18 protein-coding genes are annotated in these 19,233 nt (G+C 40.5%); 3 read left to right on the forward strand and 15 right to left on the reverse strand.

Features of this window, described 5'->3' with window-relative positions:
• Positions 1–12: 12 nt before the first annotated feature.
• The 5 genes from AC1TO8_RS03870 to AC1TO8_RS03890 form a co-directional block, all read right to left on the reverse strand.
• Positions 13–366: a YtxH domain-containing protein gene (locus AC1TO8_RS03870; protein ID WP_482054276.1), complete on the reverse strand. Its 354-nt coding sequence runs from the start codon at positions 364–366 to the stop codon at positions 13–15.
• 109 nt (positions 367–475) lie between these two features.
• Complete coding sequence (locus tag AC1TO8_RS03875; RefSeq protein ID WP_482054277.1) at positions 476–1,405, reverse strand: DUF4261 domain-containing protein; 930 nt, start codon at positions 1,403–1,405, stop codon at positions 476–478.
• A gap of 21 nt (positions 1,406–1,426) precedes the next feature.
• Positions 1,427–1,855: a DUF86 domain-containing protein gene (locus AC1TO8_RS03880; protein ID WP_482054278.1), complete on the reverse strand. Its 429-nt coding sequence runs from the start codon at positions 1,853–1,855 to the stop codon at positions 1,427–1,429.
• Between the two features lie 36 nt (positions 1,856–1,891).
• Positions 1,892–2,179 carry a Dabb family protein gene (locus AC1TO8_RS03885; protein WP_482054279.1) on the reverse strand — a complete coding sequence of 96 codons (288 nt, stop codon included), beginning with the start codon at positions 2,177–2,179 and terminating at the stop codon, positions 1,892–1,894.
• Between the two features lie 81 nt (positions 2,180–2,260).
• On the reverse strand, positions 2,261–2,686 hold the full coding sequence (locus tag AC1TO8_RS03890) for a phage holin family protein (protein ID WP_482054280.1): 426 nt from the start codon (positions 2,684–2,686) through the stop codon (positions 2,261–2,263).
• Between the two features lie 189 nt (positions 2,687–2,875).
• On the opposite strand from AC1TO8_RS03890, the gene AC1TO8_RS03895 reads away from it, so the two are divergent.
• A complete protein-coding gene (locus AC1TO8_RS03895) occupies positions 2,876–3,454 on the forward strand; it encodes an XRE family transcriptional regulator (RefSeq protein ID WP_482054281.1) in 579 nt (192 codons plus the stop codon).
• A 277-nt stretch (positions 3,455–3,731) separates the two neighbouring features.
• Here the strand turns inward: AC1TO8_RS03895 and AC1TO8_RS03900 are convergent, their stop codons facing one another.
• The 5 genes from AC1TO8_RS03900 to AC1TO8_RS03920 form a co-directional block, all read right to left on the reverse strand.
• The gene (locus tag AC1TO8_RS03900) at positions 3,732–4,829 is read right to left on the reverse strand and encodes a substrate-binding domain-containing protein (RefSeq protein WP_482054282.1); all 1,098 of its coding nucleotides are present in this window, start codon (positions 4,827–4,829) and stop codon (positions 3,732–3,734) included.
• A gap of 189 nt (positions 4,830–5,018) precedes the next feature.
• Complete coding sequence (pstB, locus tag AC1TO8_RS03905; RefSeq protein WP_482054283.1) at positions 5,019–5,774, reverse strand: phosphate ABC transporter ATP-binding protein PstB; 756 nt, start codon at positions 5,772–5,774, stop codon at positions 5,019–5,021.
• A gap of 12 nt (positions 5,775–5,786) precedes the next feature.
• Positions 5,787–6,683 carry a phosphate ABC transporter permease PstA gene (gene pstA / locus AC1TO8_RS03910; RefSeq protein WP_482054284.1) on the reverse strand — a complete coding sequence of 299 codons (897 nt, stop codon included), beginning with the start codon at positions 6,681–6,683 and terminating at the stop codon, positions 5,787–5,789.
• On the reverse strand, positions 6,680–7,585 hold the full coding sequence (gene pstC, locus AC1TO8_RS03915) for a phosphate ABC transporter permease subunit PstC (protein WP_482054285.1): 906 nt from the start codon (positions 7,583–7,585) through the stop codon (positions 6,680–6,682). Before pstC ends, pstA begins: the two co-directional genes overlap by 4 nt.
• A gap of 88 nt (positions 7,586–7,673) precedes the next feature.
• Positions 7,674–8,627 carry a phosphate ABC transporter substrate-binding protein gene (locus AC1TO8_RS03920; RefSeq protein ID WP_482054286.1) on the reverse strand — a complete coding sequence of 318 codons (954 nt, stop codon included), beginning with the start codon at positions 8,625–8,627 and terminating at the stop codon, positions 7,674–7,676.
• 242 nt (positions 8,628–8,869) lie between these two features.
• Here AC1TO8_RS03920 and AC1TO8_RS03925 point away from each other — a divergent pair, with 242 nt between their 5' ends.
• Positions 8,870–9,754, forward strand: a complete 885-nt coding sequence (locus AC1TO8_RS03925) for a LysR family transcriptional regulator (protein WP_482054287.1) — start codon at positions 8,870–8,872, stop codon at positions 9,752–9,754.
• Positions 9,755–9,844: 90 nt separating this feature from the next.
• Here the strand turns inward: AC1TO8_RS03925 and nspC are convergent, their stop codons facing one another.
• The gene (nspC, locus tag AC1TO8_RS03930) at positions 9,845–10,984 is read right to left on the reverse strand and encodes a carboxynorspermidine decarboxylase (protein ID WP_482054504.1); all 1,140 of its coding nucleotides are present in this window, start codon (positions 10,982–10,984) and stop codon (positions 9,845–9,847) included.
• A gap of 16 nt (positions 10,985–11,000) precedes the next feature.
• Positions 11,001–12,200 (reverse strand): saccharopine dehydrogenase family protein, encoded by a 1,200-nt coding sequence (locus tag AC1TO8_RS03935; RefSeq protein WP_482054288.1) that lies wholly within the window; start codon positions 12,198–12,200, stop codon positions 11,001–11,003.
• 301 nt (positions 12,201–12,501) lie between these two features.
• On the opposite strand from AC1TO8_RS03935, the gene AC1TO8_RS03940 reads away from it, so the two are divergent.
• Positions 12,502–13,338: a patatin-like phospholipase family protein gene (locus tag AC1TO8_RS03940; protein WP_482054289.1), complete on the forward strand. Its 837-nt coding sequence runs from the start codon at positions 12,502–12,504 to the stop codon at positions 13,336–13,338.
• 172 nt (positions 13,339–13,510) lie between these two features.
• Here the strand turns inward: AC1TO8_RS03940 and cysI are convergent, their stop codons facing one another.
• The 3 genes from cysI to AC1TO8_RS03955 form a co-directional block, all read right to left on the reverse strand.
• Positions 13,511–15,238: an assimilatory sulfite reductase (NADPH) hemoprotein subunit gene (cysI, locus tag AC1TO8_RS03945; RefSeq protein WP_482054290.1), complete on the reverse strand. Its 1,728-nt coding sequence runs from the start codon at positions 15,236–15,238 to the stop codon at positions 13,511–13,513.
• A gap of 35 nt (positions 15,239–15,273) precedes the next feature.
• A complete protein-coding gene (locus AC1TO8_RS03950; protein WP_482054505.1) occupies positions 15,274–17,133 on the reverse strand; it encodes an assimilatory sulfite reductase (NADPH) flavoprotein subunit in 1,860 nt (619 codons plus the stop codon).
• Positions 17,134–17,349: 216 nt separating this feature from the next.
• Positions 17,350–19,134, reverse strand: coding sequence for a methyl-accepting chemotaxis protein (locus tag AC1TO8_RS03955; protein WP_482054291.1), 1,785 nt, complete (start codon positions 19,132–19,134; stop codon positions 17,350–17,352).
• Positions 19,135–19,233 lie beyond the last annotated feature (99 nt).

Raw genomic sequence — 19,233 nt, forward strand, 5'->3', positions numbered from 1 at the left:
TTCAGGTTAAGGTTAGATCAACTCATCATCTACATTGATATTAAATTCATCTGATTCTGGATTCTCAAGAATAGATGAAACTGCAAGCTTCTCATCGGAATCTTCATTCTTGCATTGACGCCACGATTGAATATCCTGAGCAATGTCAGTCGCCTTTCCCTTCACTATGCCATAAATATTTACACCCTGTTCACTAGCTGCACTTACCAGTTCCTGCGTCTTATTACTTACTTGACGGGTTGTGTCGGCAATGTCTTTACGTAATTCAGACCCTTGTTTCGGTGCTAACAGTAGTGCTGTGATAGATCCGAGTAAACTTCCTACCAATGCTCCCCATAAGAAGCTTTTATCATTGTCCTTCATCATTCATCTCTCCTTCTTCATAACTAAAATCGGGCGAATGCCTATTTCTTAATGCATTATAATCAGAAGGAGCTTGACTTGACACACAGGACAAGCTGATAACTATAATCATTTATTCATCCTGCTTAAATTGTCTCGCATCATGCTTAGGCCCAGGATTTAGATCAAGAACATAACGTTCCGGAACGACTAGTGCATGCTGATGCTCACATAGATAGGCTTTGTCAGCTGAAGTTCCAATGGATTCCCCATCACGAATAATATCCCCCTGATCATATAAATACTTGGAAATCACAAGTAGATCACGTGCGACCTCACTTGGATCCATGTCATAGAAATGACATTGTAAATCAGGAATTCCTAGAGATGATAATCCAAGGGTATCCATAATCAGTACCTTGTCTTTGGCTGTATTATATAGGCGTAGATTCACCGCACCGTACAACTTCTCTCCCATCTCAACAGCTTCCAAATATGTATTGGGCTGGACAAACTTCTCACTTCCATGCCAATACATAGCCTTACATGGTGCTGTTTCTTGAATGGCATGGACGATACCTAATATAAGTTCGAAACGTTCCTTATAAGGCAATCCTGCCGTAAATAAATCATGGATACGCAGACTATATTTGCAGGTGTTCACTATCTTATGAACGTCCTGCCAATGAAAACTTTGTTGTAATCCACGTTCGAAACGTTTGTAATCTTGAATAGGACGAGGTTCATAAATACAACTTTGGGCATGCACTTCTACATCATCGAAAGATACTTTATGATCCACATGAAAGAAAACATGTGGTTTAGCTGCCCCTTCCCCAGACTCAGCCGATACATTGGCAAAAGGTGAAGGTAATTCTACATTTGCATCTGACACTTTCACTTTCCCTGTATATTTTTCAATAGCTGTACGAAGTTTCTCTATGGATACAATAGGTGCTTGATCATACAGAAATTCAATGATATACACAGGCGCAAAGCCCGAAAGATCATTATCTTTCGTTTCTTGATTATCCTTGTTCTTCATTTCTATTTCAGAAGTCATTCAATACTCGCTCCTTTATTATCACGATGTCCCTAATTCCTGATCTAAATAATCTCTTACAGAAACAGAGAATTCATTCAAAATCGTTGGAAGGGCCTGTGTAAGAGGGTGAAGAGAAGATCGGTCCCATTCGTAATAATTCTGTACCAATGGTTTACGGAGCTGCACTAATGAAATCAGGGCCGCATGCACCGTACTATTAAATACTTTCTCTTCGTGTGTAATATCTAGAATATCTTGGTAACTGCTGGCGTCTCGCATAATAAAACCATCAATAAGGTAGCTACCAATATCTGTTACTACTTCAATGGCTAAATGTAAAGCTCTCTCTTGAGAAAAACCCAAGATGAGACCTCCATCCCATTGGTCTGCCACGATTTGCAGACCCTTTACAATCTCAGGAATGGCATGCAAGCGAATCTCAATCTGTTCTCTATTGACATAATACACAGCCTGACCCCCATGAAATTTGTTAGCATTTGCTTCCTATAACTCATAGTCTACAGCGATAGAACTTTCTTTAAATTCGTTCATATGTTGAATCACTGCCTGATGTACCGGATGAACTTGATAGGCTTGTAGTGCTTCTAATGACTCTACTTCCGTAATAAGTGAAATATCGTAAGATCTATCAGAACGAATAACATCGATCCCGACTTCTATGGATATAAGTTGAGGTATTTTACCCTTCATATCTCGCAGTACATCCGCCGTTCTATTGATACTATCAGGAGAACTATCTTTTAATTTAAACAATACAATATGTTTTATCATGGAATACTCCTTATCATCTTAAAGAAATAGGTTTATCAAAAATATAACATAACACATGACTTTCGGGAAGAAGCTTGTCATTTATAACTTCTTATTACTATCCTCATCTTGCTTATCCTTATTTTTCAGTACTGCTATCAATCTCGTTATTTGGTTTGGAAGTGGTAATCCTAATCTACCATAATTCTCGGTAATAGATATGAGTTCATTTGCCATATAAAAGTAAATCACACCACTCTTCACTGCTTCGATTTCATTACCTATGAGAAGGTCTATTTGATGTGCTATTAAAATAACAAGGAACATCAATGCTTTTCTAGTTAATCCCCAAAATCCAATTTTGCTATTGAGTCCACTTCTAGTCTTAATAGCCGCTAGCACTCCTGTGATATAATCAATAATAATAATAATTAAGAAAACACTAAGTACTTGAGTCCAGCCGCCAAACGAAAATGCAAGGATAGTTCCAACAATTCCGCTCATTCCTTTAAGCCAATATATATTCATCTAAACCACCCTCCATAACATCCCACATACACTATCATATGCCGGAGATGCAAGAATGCGTTGGCGTATACTATCATTCTTATAGATCCATAGAGTTAGTCTAATTGTGAATTGAGGATGATTAGTGTTATTATTGAACTCTAAACAACACACAGAATAATATATTTAATTAAAATTATCGGAGGAATTATGCCTATACAACTAGAGAAACACTCGATTCAGGCCTGGGCTCTGATCAATCGGAAGTATTTAGGAAAAGGTGTTCGCGTGAAACGTTTCCGCAAACCCACTCGCTGTCAAATACGCAATCGTGTACTGCTCGCTATTCTGATGGTAAAAGACATCAAACTGTCTACATTGGCTGAGGAACTTTCAATATCATCTCGAAGCGTAAGTGCCTGGGTATATGAAGGAAGAATTCCCGGCAAGAAGAACATGGAGAATGTATGTCAGTATTTAGGATACCCTAGACATATTTTATTTAACGAAACTCTCCTTGAACAGAGTCCTATCATTTGCCAGCCTACCCATTCGAAATTTATGCGCAGAACGATAACTCGTTCTCCTGTTAGCAACCATATTCTTACCGGGCTTTGTATGGTTTATGATCTTTCGGTTAGTGATGTGAGTAGATGGATTGAAGTTCATCCGGGCACATTCCGTAAATGGTTACATCAAGGAACGCTACCGTCCATATCATTCCAACAAAAGGCAGAAGACTTTTTCCGAATCCCTAAGTCAATTCTATTTGCAGACTGCGTGTTGTAATCACATAAAGCTCGGGAGACTGGATTCCATCACAGTCCTCCGAGCTTTATACATTCTGTACGCAGAAGAAACGGCTATTCCGTCTATTTAAAGGATGCTTATACCTCTGCTTGCTCCTTCAACGATATCTCCCTTCTCATTCAATTTATTATGTCCATCGCACACTTGTACGTACAAGTATTCCAACCTTTTTTGTAATACCAAAAAAGCCCTTTCCTAGAATCAGTAAGGACTCTCAATTGTGTCTAGATGGAGTAGGTCTGACAACAAGGCGGCTTCATTGTCTAGGCATCGCCGTTGATTCTCGAATAACTAACTCGGGCATGTAAATCATTTGACTATCCTCAGGTAACTCTGATTTCCCTTCAATCATAGAGATGACCCATTCCGCAGCTCTAATTCCCAGTTCCTGCTTCGGATGACTTATCGTTGTCAGCTTTACCTCAGTGGCTGTTGCCAAGAATGAATCATCAAATCCTACAATTGATAAATCGTCAGGTACAGATAACCCCGCAGAACGGACTGGATCAAGTAAAGTTACTGCCAATTGATCGTTATACGTGACCCATCCTGTCGGTCTGTCCTCAACAGATTGACTCAATAACTGCTTAGCTTGTTCAATGGGTGTATCATTCTTCTCCTCTGTCGTATACGTGAATACAGAAGAAGGGGATATCGATACATTGTATTTATGGTGCGCGGCGATAAATCCCTTCATTCGAAGGATGCCTTGCTTATTATCTGTTTTGAAGAAGCCTGCTAATCTTCGATGTCCTAATGAAATTAGGTGCTCAGCTGCAAGGAAGCCACCACGTTCATCGTCCACACGTAAGCAGGGTGAATTCATTTCTTCATACGCAGCATTAAGCATAACGTACGGAATTCTCCTGTTCTCCAGCGTCAAGAAATAGCTGAGATTCGGATTGCGTTCTCCACTTTTTGTCGGCTCTATAATAAGTCCACTGAGGGATTGATCAAGCATCATCTCAAGACACTCTCGTTCCTTGCCTCGATTATTATCCGTACTAGATAGTACAAGGCGATATCCTCGGCTACTTAACTCACTCTCAATGCCTTGTACGATTAATGGGAATATGTAATCTGATATATAAGTTGTAATGACGCCGATAGTCTGAGTACTGTTACTGACTAACTTAACACCCGGTTCGTTAGATACGAACGTTCCTTTACCTTGAATACGATATAGCCATCCTTCCTGCACCAATTCACCAATAGCCTGTCTCACCGTTTGACGGCTAACTTTATACTGTTTAGAAATCTCATTCTCTGAAGGTAGTTGGCTTCCTGGCAAAAGTTTAGATGAATGGATCCAGGATAGAATCTCCTGCTTCACTTGCTTATATTTTGCGATCATGTATTCCTCCGTTAGAACAGTGATATCCAATGTTAAATGTTAAATTCTAAATCGTACAATATTATAACATAGGAAAGGCTTGTACGTACAACGTTGTTCACTTTATTACCATTATTGAAATAGTTAAAAACCGTGAATCTTTATGCTCAAGATTCGCGGTTCTTTATTGTTTCTTACTATAGCACCCCATTATCCGAATCGACCCGTTATATAATCCTGAGTCTTTGGATTGGATGGATTGGTGAATATGATATCTGTAGCATCATATTCCATCAATGTTCCTAAATAGAAATATGCGGTATAGTCAGATATTCTTGCCGCCTGCTGCATATTATGTGTGACTATAACAATAGTCAACTCTTTCTTCAATTCCACAATCAGTTCTTCTACTTTAGCTGTCGACACAGGATCCAGTGCTGATGCAGGTTCATCTAGCAATAGAATTTTAGGATTGACAGAAAGTGCTCGGGCAATACAAAGTCGTTGCTGCTGACCTCCAGATAGAGACAGAGCAGATTGCTTCAAGCGATCCTTCACTTCATCCCATAGCGCTGCTTTCCTCAAGCTGCCTTCAACGATTTCATCTAATTGTTGTTTATTTTTAATTCCATGATATTTCGGTCCAAAGGCAATGTTCTCATAAATAGATTTATAAAAAGGGTTAGGACGCTGCCATACCATCCCAATTCTTTGTCTTAATTCAATAACGTCAGTACTCGGTGAATTGATATCTTCATCACCAATCCAAATTTTACCTTTAATTCTGGAACCGACAATTTCATCATTCATACGGTTTAAGGAACGTAGAAACGTAGATTTCCCGCAGCCAGAAGGACCGATTAAAGCTGTTACACTTTGTTCAGGAAAATTCATATCAATACCTTTTACTGCTTCGTAACTTCCGTAAAAGACACTAAGTTTCTCGGTTCGAAAGGATGTTTTCATATTATTGTACCCCTATTCCATAACTTTAGAAGCTGTAAAGAATCGATATACTACTCTTCCAAGCCATCTAGCGAGCAAATTGAATACTAATACAAGGATTACGAGCACCGCCGAAGCTCCCGCAGCAATCTGAATTGCATCTGGTGCAAGTCCTTCACTATTTATTTTCCAGATATGAACTGCCAGTGTTTCTGCTGGACGGAATGGATTAATCGGTGATGTCGGACTGAGTGGATTCCAATCCGTAAAGTCAAGTCTCGGTGTGGACATCCCTGCCGTGAACAGAAGTGCTGCCGCCTCACCGAACACTCTACCAGCTGCAAGGACGGTACCCGTTACAAGACTCGGCAAAGCAACTGGAAGAAGAATGGACGTGATAATCTTCCACTTCGATAAACCAAGTGCAAGTCCAGCTTCCTTCTGCTCCTTAGCAACTCCTCTGAAAGCTTGCTCTGTAACACGTACCATAAGAGGTAGATTGAAAATGGTCAGTACTAGCGCACCTGAGAAGAGTGAGAAACCAAAGCCGAATGTATTTACAATAAGCAATAAACCGAATAAACCGACCACGATGGATGGAAAAGAAGACAGCACTTCAACAACGAGACGAATCGTGCCTGTAACTTTACCCGGCTTCGCATATTCCGCCATGTAAATTCCTGCTCCTAGACCTAGTGGGATGGTAATAAGTAATGTAAGAACAAGTAAGAATAGTGAGTTGAATAATTGCGGTCCAATCCCCCCACCTTCTCTGATCGTCTGTGGAACGGATGTTAAGAATGACCAACTAATATGACTTAGTCCACGGAATAGAATATATCCCAGCAAAGCGATTAATACAGCAACAATGATCAAGGAGCAGGTGACAATTACCCCAGTAGCAATTTTATCAGCTGTTTTTGGTTTCATGTCCGATGTCTCCTTTCCAATACTCTTACAATGATTACGAATATGAATGTCATGACCATAAGAGCAAGAGCCATACTCCATAAAGCATTATTCTCGATTGAACCACCAACTGTGTTACCCATATTCAACGTAATAATACTCGTAAGTGTTGAAGCTGATTGGAACAATGAGGTAGGAACATGAGGCGCATTCCCAATAACCATCTGAACAGCTAGCGCTTCACCAAACGCGCGTGCCATCCCTAAGACTACCCCAGTAAGTATAGAAGGCAGAACTGTTGGTATAACAACTCCAGAAATCGTCTGCCAACGTGTAGCACCAAGGGCAAATGATGATTCCTTCAACCCTTTGGGAAGTGAAGTAAGTGCATCCGTTGTAATACTGGTGATCGTTGGAAGTATCATAATGGAGAGTACTAGTGCACCCGCTGCTATCCCAATTCCTTGACCTGGGAATACATCACGAAAGAACGGAACGATCACAGATAAGCCCACGAAACCATACACAACTGATGGGATTCCAGCAAGCAGCTCAATCACGGGTTGAAGAATCCTTTTACCCCACCCTGGAACAATTTCAGTCATAAATAAAGATGCACATATGCTTAATGGACTAGCAATTAATGCTGCTAGAATAGAGGTTGCAAAAGATCCTGCAATAAATGGCAAGGCTCCATATAGTGGATTATCCGCACTCGGACTCCATTTGGTTCCAAACAAGAAATCACCAATATTTACTCCATCTTTAATAAAGGTCGCAAGCCCTTTAGATGCCACGAAATAAATCATAGACACAATAATGATAACTAGAAGAGATACACAAAAGGTCGTGTAAATACGACCAATCCAGTCTTCCAAATGATGTTTTTTAATTAGAACAGGAGGTGGATTTTTCGCTTTCATAGTTGTCCTACTTTCTTAAAGTGAAAATAGAGGCAGATAAGTCCGCCTCTTTTGGTAATATTAACTAATTCCATGTAAAACTCTTTTATTATTTCTTAGTAACGTTGCCATCTACATCACGAGTTACTTGCATTTGGGAAGCTGGGATATACCCCAGTTCAACAACGTCTCCGTTTTGAACTTCATCTGAAACCATATAATCTAGGAAGGCTTTTACTACTTCGTTAGGCTCACCCTTTGTATACATGTGCTGATAAGCCCACACTGGATAATCACCTGATTTTACGTTCTCTACTGTAGCTTCAACGCCATCGTATTGAATGGTTTTAATGGAGTCATTTAGATAGGATAATGCTAGGTAACCAATGCCACCTGGTGTTTCTGCAACGAGCTTACGAACGTTACCTGATGATTCTTCTAGAATGGAGTTTGGAATATCTTCAACCTTCGTACCAAGTGCATATTTCTCAAAAGTACTACGTGTCCCTGAGCTACTTGGACGGTTAATGATAACAATCTTTTGATCAATTCCACCAATTTCGCTCCAGTTCGTAATTTTACCTGAGAAAATATCTACTAGCTGTTGCTGATTCAAGCTATCAACACCGATTTCTTTATGAGCTACCGTAGCCATAGAAACAACTGCTACCTGATGATCTACCAATTCCTTCGCCTTATCCGCATCAGCGTCTTTTAGCTTCTCTTCAGCAAATACGTCGGAGTTACCAATATCCGCTTGTCCGCCAGATACTTGCGTAAGCCCTGTTCCGCTACCGCCACCTTGTACTTGTACTGCTACTTTCGAATATCTTGCATCAGCCATAAACTTCTGCCCTACTTGTTCAACCAATGGTTGTAATGCTGTTGACCCAACTGCAAGAATAGATCCACTTAGAACTTCTTCTTTCTTTGTTTCTGTCTCTGTAGTATTTGCTGCCCCTTGATTCGCTCCGTTGTTCGTTGCATTGTTTGTACCACATGCTGCTAGTGCAATAACTAGTGCTAGTGATCCCAACATAAGAAATGGCTTTTTGAAATTCATTCGTTAATTTCTCCTCCTATTTATATCTAAATTCGTTATGATGAGTTGGTTTCTCGTAACTCACAATCTCATTATAGTTCTCAATTATTTTTTAAAAATCGTTCTTTTGTAAACTTAACAATAAATATCCCCATATAAACTTTATTTATGTATAGATTTTATCTATAATGAATCATTAGGACGATCAACTATCCTATATCATACTTAATTAAGGTGGGAGAAACATCAATATTATTAAATTAATGATCCTTGTGCTTATAGAGAAATATAAAAGAGTGACCGATGTTGCTAGAGAAATGAATATGAAACAACCATCCGTAACCTTCCATATGAAAAGCTTAGAAGAGGAATTGGGCGCAGTCCTATTCGAATCAAAGCGAGGACGCATGGTACTAACTGAGGCAGGACAAGCTCTCTACCCCTACGCCTTGAAAATTACAGGACTAGCCGCTGAAGCGAAAAAGGTTGTTCAGGATTACACACTATTGAATAAAGGGACTCTTCGCATAGGTGCAGACTGCGGTGCTAGTACGTTTCCTTTGCCTGAACTTATTACCGCCTTCACTAAACAACATACAGGCATTCAACTTCAAGTCATTGTAAACCCAACTCAGACCATCAGAACCATGTTAAGTGATCGTGATATCGATGTTGCCTTGTATCATTCAATAGGTGGTCAGCATCCAACCGATGGAGAGATCACTACGATTGAATCTTTATTTGATGATGAATTAGTAGTCATATTTGGAGCTAATCACCGTTTCGCAAATCTTCAGCATCTCGAACCTAAACTTATTACGATGGAATTTTTCATTCAGCATGCCGAAGGTTCCTTTGTCAAACAATTTACACATGAATGGTCTAACAACAATAACATTCACCTATGGGAACGAATTCAGCTTGATTCCCCTGCAGCGATCAAACTTGCCGTACAAGCTGGACATCATATCACGTTCTTCCCCAAACGTAGCATTCAACAGGAACTTGAACTTGGCGTTCTTAAATGCCTTCCTATTCCAAACGATACCTCTGACATGATCCAGTCTGTTATTGCCTTTCAACATGATCCAACTCAACATTCACTACGTAATGAGTTTGTGGAGTTTGCTCGAAATTATACCTTATAAAAGAAAGAAAGCCGTTAAACACTTGGTAAAAACCAAGTACCTAACGGCTTCAATATATTAATCGAGCTGAAACTTATGCTTCATTACATTTTAAGATAAACGGGAGCTGTAGTCTTCATAACTGAATTGTCTAATGATTTTGATCCCATCAGCTTCGCTATATGTGGCAATCGAAGGAAGATTCACACCATTGAACATGTGATTCTTAACCATTGTATAGTGCCCCATATCACAGAACACAAGCTTGTCTCCGGCTTTCAAAGGTTCTTTGAATGAATAGTCGCCAATGACATCTCCAGCAAGACAGGTCATCCCTCCAAGTCTGTAGGTATGCTCATACTCTCCCGGTGTGCCTGCATCTATAATATTCGGTCTATACGGCATTGCCAGTACATCAGGCATATGGCATTCAGCAGAAGTATCTAGAATAGCAATGTTCATCCCGTTGTCTACAATATCAAGAACTGTAGCAACCAGATATCCTGTATTCAAAGCGATCGCTTCACCCGGTTCCAAATATATATCTACTGAATACTTATCCTTAAGATATAGAATCGTGCGGACAAGCGTTTCAATATCATAATCAGGTCGGGTAATATGATGGCCTCCGCCTAAATTAAGCCATTTCATACCATGGATATATTTACCAAACTTCTCTTCCACCACTTTGACCGTACGCTCAAGTGTATCTGAGTTTTGTTCGCACATCGTGTGGAAATGAATTCCGTCAATCCCCTCTAGATCTTCAGGTCTAAAATTGGGAAGCGTCACTCCAAGTCTTGAATGATCATAACAAGGATCATACAGTGGCGTCTCAATTTCAGAATATTCAGGATTGACACGAATGCCACATTCAATATTCTTCGAATGAACACTCTTCACCTTATCCTTATATTTATTCCATTGATCAAAGGAATTAAACACAAGATGATCAACATAGCCCAGAAGTTCATCAAATTCTCCATCGATATAAGCAGGAGCATAAGCATGTACTTCTTTACCCATTTTTTCATAACCAAGTCTGGCCTCAAATAATGAGCTCGAAGTTACACCCTTCAAATACTGCCCCACCAAAGGGAATACGGAGAACATAGAGAATCCCTTCAACGCAAGCAGAATGCTAGCTCCTGTACGCTCTTGAACAGAGTTCAGAACTTCAAGATTCTTGATAAGGAGTCTTTCATCTACGATATAACAAGGAGACGGTAGCGCACTAATATCAATGTCTATGCTCATTCTATATCCCTCAATCTAACAGCGTTGGCGAGAAATCCTCTTGCCAAGGCAATCCATGCTTGTTCAAAGCTTCCATGAATGGATCTGGATCGAATTCTTCAACATTATATACACCAGGCTTTTTCCAGATGCCTTTGATAATCATCATAGCACCAATCATTGCAGGAACTCCTGTTGTGTATGAAATCGCTTGAGAACCGACTTCTGCGTAACATTCTTCATGCACACAAACGTTGTACACATAGTACGATTTAGGCTTGCCGTCTTTGGTTCCTTGGATAATACAGCCAATATTGGTTTTCCCTTTTGTTCTTGGTCCCAATGAAGCAGGATCAGGCAGAATCGCCTTTAAAAATTGAAGAGGAACGATCTCTTTACCTTCGTATATGATAGGCTCGATGGAGGTCATCCCCACATTTTCAAGCACACGTAAATGATTTAGATAATTCTGTGAGAATGTCATCCAGAATCTGATTTTTTTAACACCTTTAATATTAACGGCCAAAGATTCTAATTCTTCATGGTACAAAAGATAGATATCCTTCGGACCGATTTCTGGAAGATCATAAACCTTCTTCTCAGAAAGAGGTTCTGTTTCAATCCATTCTCCATTTTCAAAATAACGGCCTTTAGCTGTAATTTCACGAATATTGATTTCAGGGTTGAAATTAGTTGCAAAAGCATAGCCATGATCGCCAGCATTCGCATCCACAATATCGATCGTGTGAATCTCATCAAAATGATGTTTTTGCGCATGTGCAACGAAAACGCCAGTCACGCCTGGGTCAAATCCACTCCCGAGTAGTGCTGTAATACCTGCTTTTTCGAATCTCTCTTTGTAATCCCACTGCCATTTGTATTCGAACTTTGGCGTATCCAGTGGCTCATAGTTAGCAGTGTCCACGTAATGAACACCCGTTGCAAGGCATGCATCCATAATGGTCAAGTCCTGATAAGGGAGAGCCACGTTGATCACTACATCTGGCCCGAAACTCTTAATCAACTCAATTACCTCATCAGTATTATCAGCATCCAGCTGAGCCGTGTGAATAATCGTACGGCCTCCGGCCAATTTATTTTTTAGAGCATCGCATTTCGAAAGCGTCCTACTCGCTATGCAAATCTCTTCAAAAACATCCGGGTTCTGGCAACATTTATGAACAACAACACTAGAAACGCCGCCAGCGCCAATAATCAAAGCTTTTCCCAAAATTGATAACCTCCTATAATTCATATGCAAAATCAACAAGAACGATTATACAAAATATTATACAAATAATCAATGAAAACGACAATAATCTATCATTTTTCATGGAAAGCACTCAGTTTGTTAATAATCCCTCAAGATTTCATCAACATTCTTCATATATCATCGTTTTAAATCATTAAATTAAGGATATAGAAATATTTGGCCCATAAGGTAAGTAATGTTGATTTTCGTTATTTTTAGAGCTAAACTGTTGTATAGGATATGTTCATCCTTACATAGTAAATCTGAGAGGTGAAAATACGTGCCAAGCTTAATTTTAGAAGGGGGAACACTTCGCCCCATATTCAGTGCTGGTGTCATGGATGCGCTACTAGACCAGCAGTTGATGTTCCCTTATTGTATTGGTGTGTCCGCGGGAATCAGCAATGGATTCTCTTATATCTCCAAACAGAAACGAAGAAATTTAGAGATCTTGGAAAAGTATCGTCATGATAAACGATATATAGGTTACCGTAATTTTCTGCGTAATCGTAGCCTATTTGGATTAGACTTTGTATTCGATGTTATCCCTAATAAGTTACTTCCCTTTGATCTGAAGGCTTTCCATAGCTACAGCGGACAACTTCTAGTAGGTGTCACCAACGCCCAAACAGGACTGCCGGAATATATGAATGGAATGCACATTGATCAAAAATCGACTATGTTACGAGCTTCATGTGCCGTTCCCATGTACTTCCCTGCCATTGAAATGAACGGATATAACTATTATGACGGTGGATTATCTGACCCCATCCCCATTCGTAAATCCATTGCAGATGGCAATAAACAGCATCTTATCGTACTTACCCAACCGAAAGGCTACATCAAGCACTTCAGCAAGCAAAATGCGATGATTGGCAAGTTATTTAAAAATAAATATCCCCATCTTGAGGAGGTCTTACTAACAAGACACGATAGATATAATGAAACTGTGAAGTTCTGTGAACAATTAGAACAAGATGGGCAGGCTATCATTCTTCGTCCTGAGCGATCTCTTAACAGCTTTGAGAAAGATATCAATAAGCTCAGGGAAACCTACCTGCATGGCTACGACTTAGCAGTCGACCATATGAAAGACACTCAGAAGCTGTTTGCCTGAAGTAATTCATTACAAATCTATCTAAATTCGAAATCATGACTATCGGGATTTCTCCCTATGTTCTAGTCATTACCCTCTTGGGTAGACTATAAACAAGAAATAAGACCGTATGTTGTACGGTCTTATTATTTATTCCAAATCCGTGTATCTCTATCTCTCGTCCACCGATGGTCTAGGCGTGAAAGTCCGTTCCGGACTTAACCGCTTTGACATGGCCAACACGGACGACGAAATCACCGAAATGCTCGCCGTTCTGACGTTCCTTCGCAAACTGATGAATCATCGGTTTTAATATGGATAGAATTTCTTCTTCTCCAATATTTTCTCGATACATCTTATTCAATCGCTCACCGGCAAAACCTGCACCTAGATACATATTGTATTTACCAGGACCCTTGCCCATAAATGCAATTTCACCCAGAGCTGGTCGAGCGCAACCATTAGGACAACCCGTAATACGAATATTAATTTCCTCTTCGCTAAGTCCAACCTCCGCTAGCATAGGCTCTATCTTGTCCAGTAGAGAAGGTAGATATCGCTCTGCTTCAGCCATAGCCATCCCACAAGTCGGTAGGGATACACAAGAAATAGAACTTCTTCGTAATGCGGAATAATGCGATCCATCCGTGAGTCCATACTCCTCAATCAAAGCTTCAATCTTACGCTTCTTCTGACTTGTCACATTACCAATAACAAGATTCTGGTTCGGACTGAGTCGGAAATCTCCTGTATGAATCTTGGCAATTTCTCGAAGGCCAGTCATCAACAGATAATTTTCTTGGTCCTCAACCCGGCCACTCTGAATATAGAGGGTCAGATACCATTTACCGTTAGTTCCCTTGATCCAGCCATAACGATCACCATTATGTTTAAACTCATAAGGTCGTGCTGCCTCAAGTTTCCAGCCAAGTCTGTCCTGAAGTTCGTTAACAAACCACTCAATACCGTATCTATCGATCGTGTATTTGAAACGGGCGTACTTACGAACCGAACGATTTCCGTAATCACGCTGTATCATAACCGTCTTCTCTGCCACGTCAACGATCTGTTCTGGCGTGCAAAATCCAATGACCCGGGCTAATTGTGGATACGTCTGTGTATCACCATAAGTCATACCCATCCCACCACCGACTGCAACGTTGAATCCCTTGAGTTTCCCCGCTTCATAAATGGCTATCAAGCCAAGGTCTTGGGAAAAGACATCTATATCATTGTTAGGTGGCACTGCCACACCAATTTTGAATTTACGCGGTAAATAAACCTTTCCGTAAATCGGTTCAATCTCTTCCTCATTCTTATCGGTATCCACTACCTTCTCACCATCAAGCCAAATCTCATGATAGGCATTAGTCCGAGGAGATAGATGATCGCTGACTTTCGTTGCCCATTCATACACTTCCGCATGAACCTCAGATTGATAAGGATTTGGATTACACATAATATTCCGGTTCACATCACCACAAGCAGCCAACGTAGTCAGTAACGCGTCGTTAATCGTTCGAATACTCTTCTTCAAGTTCCATTTCAGAATCCCATGGAATTGGATGGCTTGCCGAGTAGTAATTCGAATGGATCCAGTAGTATATTCTCTAGCAAGTCGATCCATTTCTAACCATTGTGCAGACGTAAGGACTCCGCCAGGTGCACGTATACGCACCATGAACTGGTAAGCAGCCTCCAACTTTTGCCGTTGCCGTTCATTCCGTAAATCTCTATCATCTTGCATATAGCTACCGTGGAATTTCATCAACCGATTCTCGTCCTCAGACATGGATCCAGTGATTCCGTCTTGGAGAGCTTCTACAAGTTCCCCCCGCAAGTAGCGACTCCGTGTCTTGATATCTTCAACATCGCTTGGCGGACCATCTTGTACCGTAACCGCTGTTTTGTTGTGTGTCATTTATTGCTCGCTCCTTTCACTTTCGTTCTTATGTCTCAATATACGTCACGCTGATAGCGATTCTGTTGTTGCATATCGGCAAGGTAAGCTATCGCTTCTTCGTAGCTCTTGCCACCCTCTTGTTCTACTATCTTGATCAATGTGTTATGAACGTCATGGGCCATATGTTTCTCATCACCACAAATATATATCGAGGCACCTTCCAGCAACCATTGGTAAAGCTCTTGGCTCTTCTCAAGCATACGATGTTGCACATACACCTTCTGATCCGTATCACGGGAGAATGCAACATCCATCCGTGTTAAGACGCCTTCTTTAACCCAACGTTGGAAGTCCAATTGATAGAGGAAATCTGTCAGGAAATGCTGATCTCCATAGAACAACCAATTCTTCCCTTCTGCCCCAGTCTCCGCCCGCTCTTCGATGAAAGCTCGGAAGGGAGCGACACCCGTTCCAGGTCCAATCATAATAATCGGTGTTTCTGGGTTAACAGGAAGTTTGAAATTAGGGTTCTGATGAATATATATCGGCAAAGAATCACCTGATTCTAATCGTTCTGCACACTGTGTAGAACATACACCGTACCGCACACGTCCATGTGATTCGTACTGAACTGTACGGATCGTAAGATGAACCTCATCTGGGCTAGCTTTTGAACTACTAGCAATCGAATACAGACGATGAGGCATCTTCCGCAAGATCAAGACGAACTCACTGGCAGAAGCTTCCCAAGGAGAGAAATCCTGTACCAAATCCAATAGATCTCGCTCGCTTAAATAAGTTCTAAGTTCTTGCTCATGACCTGACTGTAGAAGTTCATGCAGATCTTTGTTCGTCGTAAGCTTCGCAGCTTGCTCCAATAACGGCTTGGTTAACACGGTAATCTCTAGATTACTTAGTAATGCCTCACGAAGCGGACGTTCTTCGCCTTTTTTATTAATAGGAACGAGCTCTTCAGCCTTCCAACCCATTTGTTCGATCAGTGCATCCACTAAGCTAGCATGGTTCTCTGGAAAGATACCTACACAGTCACCTGGTTCGTACTGCAAATTGGATCCCTCAAGAGATAGTTCGAGATGACGTGTCTCCCGGTCTGATCCACGACCGTTGAGATTCAAATTCTCAAGCACTTCAGACTTAAAGGGAGATGTTCTAGAATACGTCGATTCTCCTTCTGAATTTCCGTTACCAATCGCCGTTACAGCATCTGTTACAACAGCTGATCCTGTTGTTGCACTTAAACTAGCTAATACACTGTCAATCCACTCTGCCGCAGATTCATCATAATCCACATCACAATCAACACGCGGAGTAAGTCGGTTTCCGCCTAACTCTTCTAGACGAATGTCAAAGTCCTTACCTGTTTTACAATAGAACTCATAGGATGTATCTCCTAAAGCTAGCACCGAGAACTGTAGGTCCTTCAATTGTGGTGCTCGCTTACTATGTAAGAATTCATAGAAAGGTAGAGCGTTATCAGGCGCATCTCCTTCCCCATGGGTACTCACGAGGATTAATAAATTCTGTACTTGCTTTAAGCTATTGGATTTGAAGTTACTCATAGATGAGAGTACAACCTTAAATCCTTGATCTTCCAACTTAGCCGTCAGACCCTTCGCTAATCTTTGGCAATTGCCTGTCTGAGATCCGAAAAGTACAGTCACTTCTCGGGATATAGCAACAGGACTGTTTGTATTGAGCACTGCTGGCTCTGCTGGCACCACTGAAGCAGCTTGCACGACAGCGTTTGGTGTCAACTGCGATGAAGCACTTTGGCTAGCCGTAAGAAACCCACTAAGCCAGATCTGTTGTGTCTCCGTTAGTGTTGGCAAGAGACGATTGAGTAGTTCTACTTGCTCTTGGTTGAAAGGACTATTCATTACTTGAAGTTGCAACATTATCCACCTCACAAAGAAATACGATCATTTTAAAACCAAGTATACACATATGAATTAGTTAATAGATTACTTCAAGCTATCATAAAGCGACAATAACGTCAATGAGATTATGATAGAATCACTCCATTTCCGATAACTTTCTTATATTTAATTATAGTTTCTGATTCACCGATTAGTCCAATCACAGTATCGCAATGGAATCATAAGTTTTCCTTATAATAGGGCGAAAACTCCATTAACCTCTTCAGTCTCATCAGACTCATCAGACTCATCCGTTTCTTCAGCATCAATCTTGAACACATTAATTTCTTGAAACAGCATTTGTGAAATTTCATTAATTCTAATAGCTTGTTCGGCAATATCACTAATAGCATTGTCCTGCTCCATGCTTGAAGCATTCACTTCCTGAACTCCTGCAGCGGTTTCTTCAGCGATGGCAGCTACGCTGTGAACCGATTCAGATAGTCTGGTATTATTAGTCCGGGTCATATCCATCTTGTCGTGAATCTGCCCAATCTGCCTACTAATCTCTTCTATAGAATGGTCAATAGCTTCAAATGATGAAAGAGTCTCCGCTACTTTATGATCCTGCTTCTCAAAATTCCCTTTCGTCTCAAGCATATCTCTTTGAAAGTCGATCATACCCAATTGTAAATCATTGATTATCGCTGCGATATGAACAGATGATTCTTTCGTTTGTACCGATAACTTCCTCACTTCAGCTGCAATAACTGCAAATCCCTTTCCATAGGCTCCGGCCTGAGCTGCCTCAATAGCTGCATTTAATGAAAGCAGATTCGTTTGAGTTGATATTTCTGTAATCGAATTGGTAATTCTCGATATTTGTTTCGATTGCTCCACTAACTTGATTAACGCATCATATACATTTGCGATCGAATCACGAGATTGTTGTGATACGATCCTTAAGTCTGTGACAGCCACAAACCCTTTACGGGTGTTGTTATTAGCGGTTTCACTTGTCGATACCATCATCTTCGTATATTCCGTAATTTCATGAACTCCCCGTTCTAACTCTTCGATCAGACTCGCACTATGCTCGGATTGCTCAGCTTGCTGTCCCGCTCCAACAGAGATATCCTGAATAGTCCTCACAATATCCTGATTCGTGTGAGCCGTAATCGCTGAAGACTGCTGGAAAGAGTGAGCGTAAGTCGCTAGCGAGGACGCTGCAGATTGCGTATGCTGAAGCATATCTCTAACCCTCTGTACCATATGATCGAAATGATGACTTAAGCGACCTAGCTCGTCATGATATGGAGAATTAATTTGATAGCGCAGATCACCTTCAGAAATTTGATAGAGGGCCGATTGCAGCTTGTTTAACGGAGATACAAAGGAGCGTATTAGAAATATCGCTATAACAAGCGTCATAACAATTACGAGAATTGCAGCATAAGTAGCAATAGAAGTTGTATCATGTAATAATGCAAAAGAATAATCTTCCGCCTTCAGTGCATTCTCTTCTGCCGCCATATACAATTGCTCATTCGTATTAACCATAGCTTGATTCATAGCAAGTGCTTCCGTATGTAAGTTATTCATTTCCTCAAGTGTCGTCAGAGTGTCCTGTCCTTGAGTCTCCACTATACTAATTAATTCATCTATTTTTTCTCTATATTTCTTAATCTGGCTTTGTAAAATTTGTAAATCTTTGAACGCCCTTGTATCTTCTGAGAAATCCACCCTAGCTAATTTCGTATTAAGTTTATGGTACGTCTCCTTAAAAGAATCTGCATATTTGAGATCGCTAGTTTGAACGAGGGAATTTTCCAATCCATTCAACTCTTGCAACAGTTGGGTCATTTGTACAACAGTAACTCTTTTCTCCATCTCTATTTGCTGAATTTCCATTGAAGATTGCACAAGCTTTATTGTATGACTCTGATAAAGAGCTACCCCTAGAAATATTAGTGCAACAGCAGAGAAGCTTAAAATCAACTTCCATTTCATAGAAAGGTGCAAGGTGTTTCCCTTCATAAAATATCATCCTCCATAATTCCTATTAAATTAAATAGGTCTTTTTTACTATACTCTTGATTGTAAGAGCAAATTGTTAATGGATTAGTATGATTGTGT

The sequence above is a fragment of the Paenibacillus sp. Y859 genome (assembly GCF_056786405.1).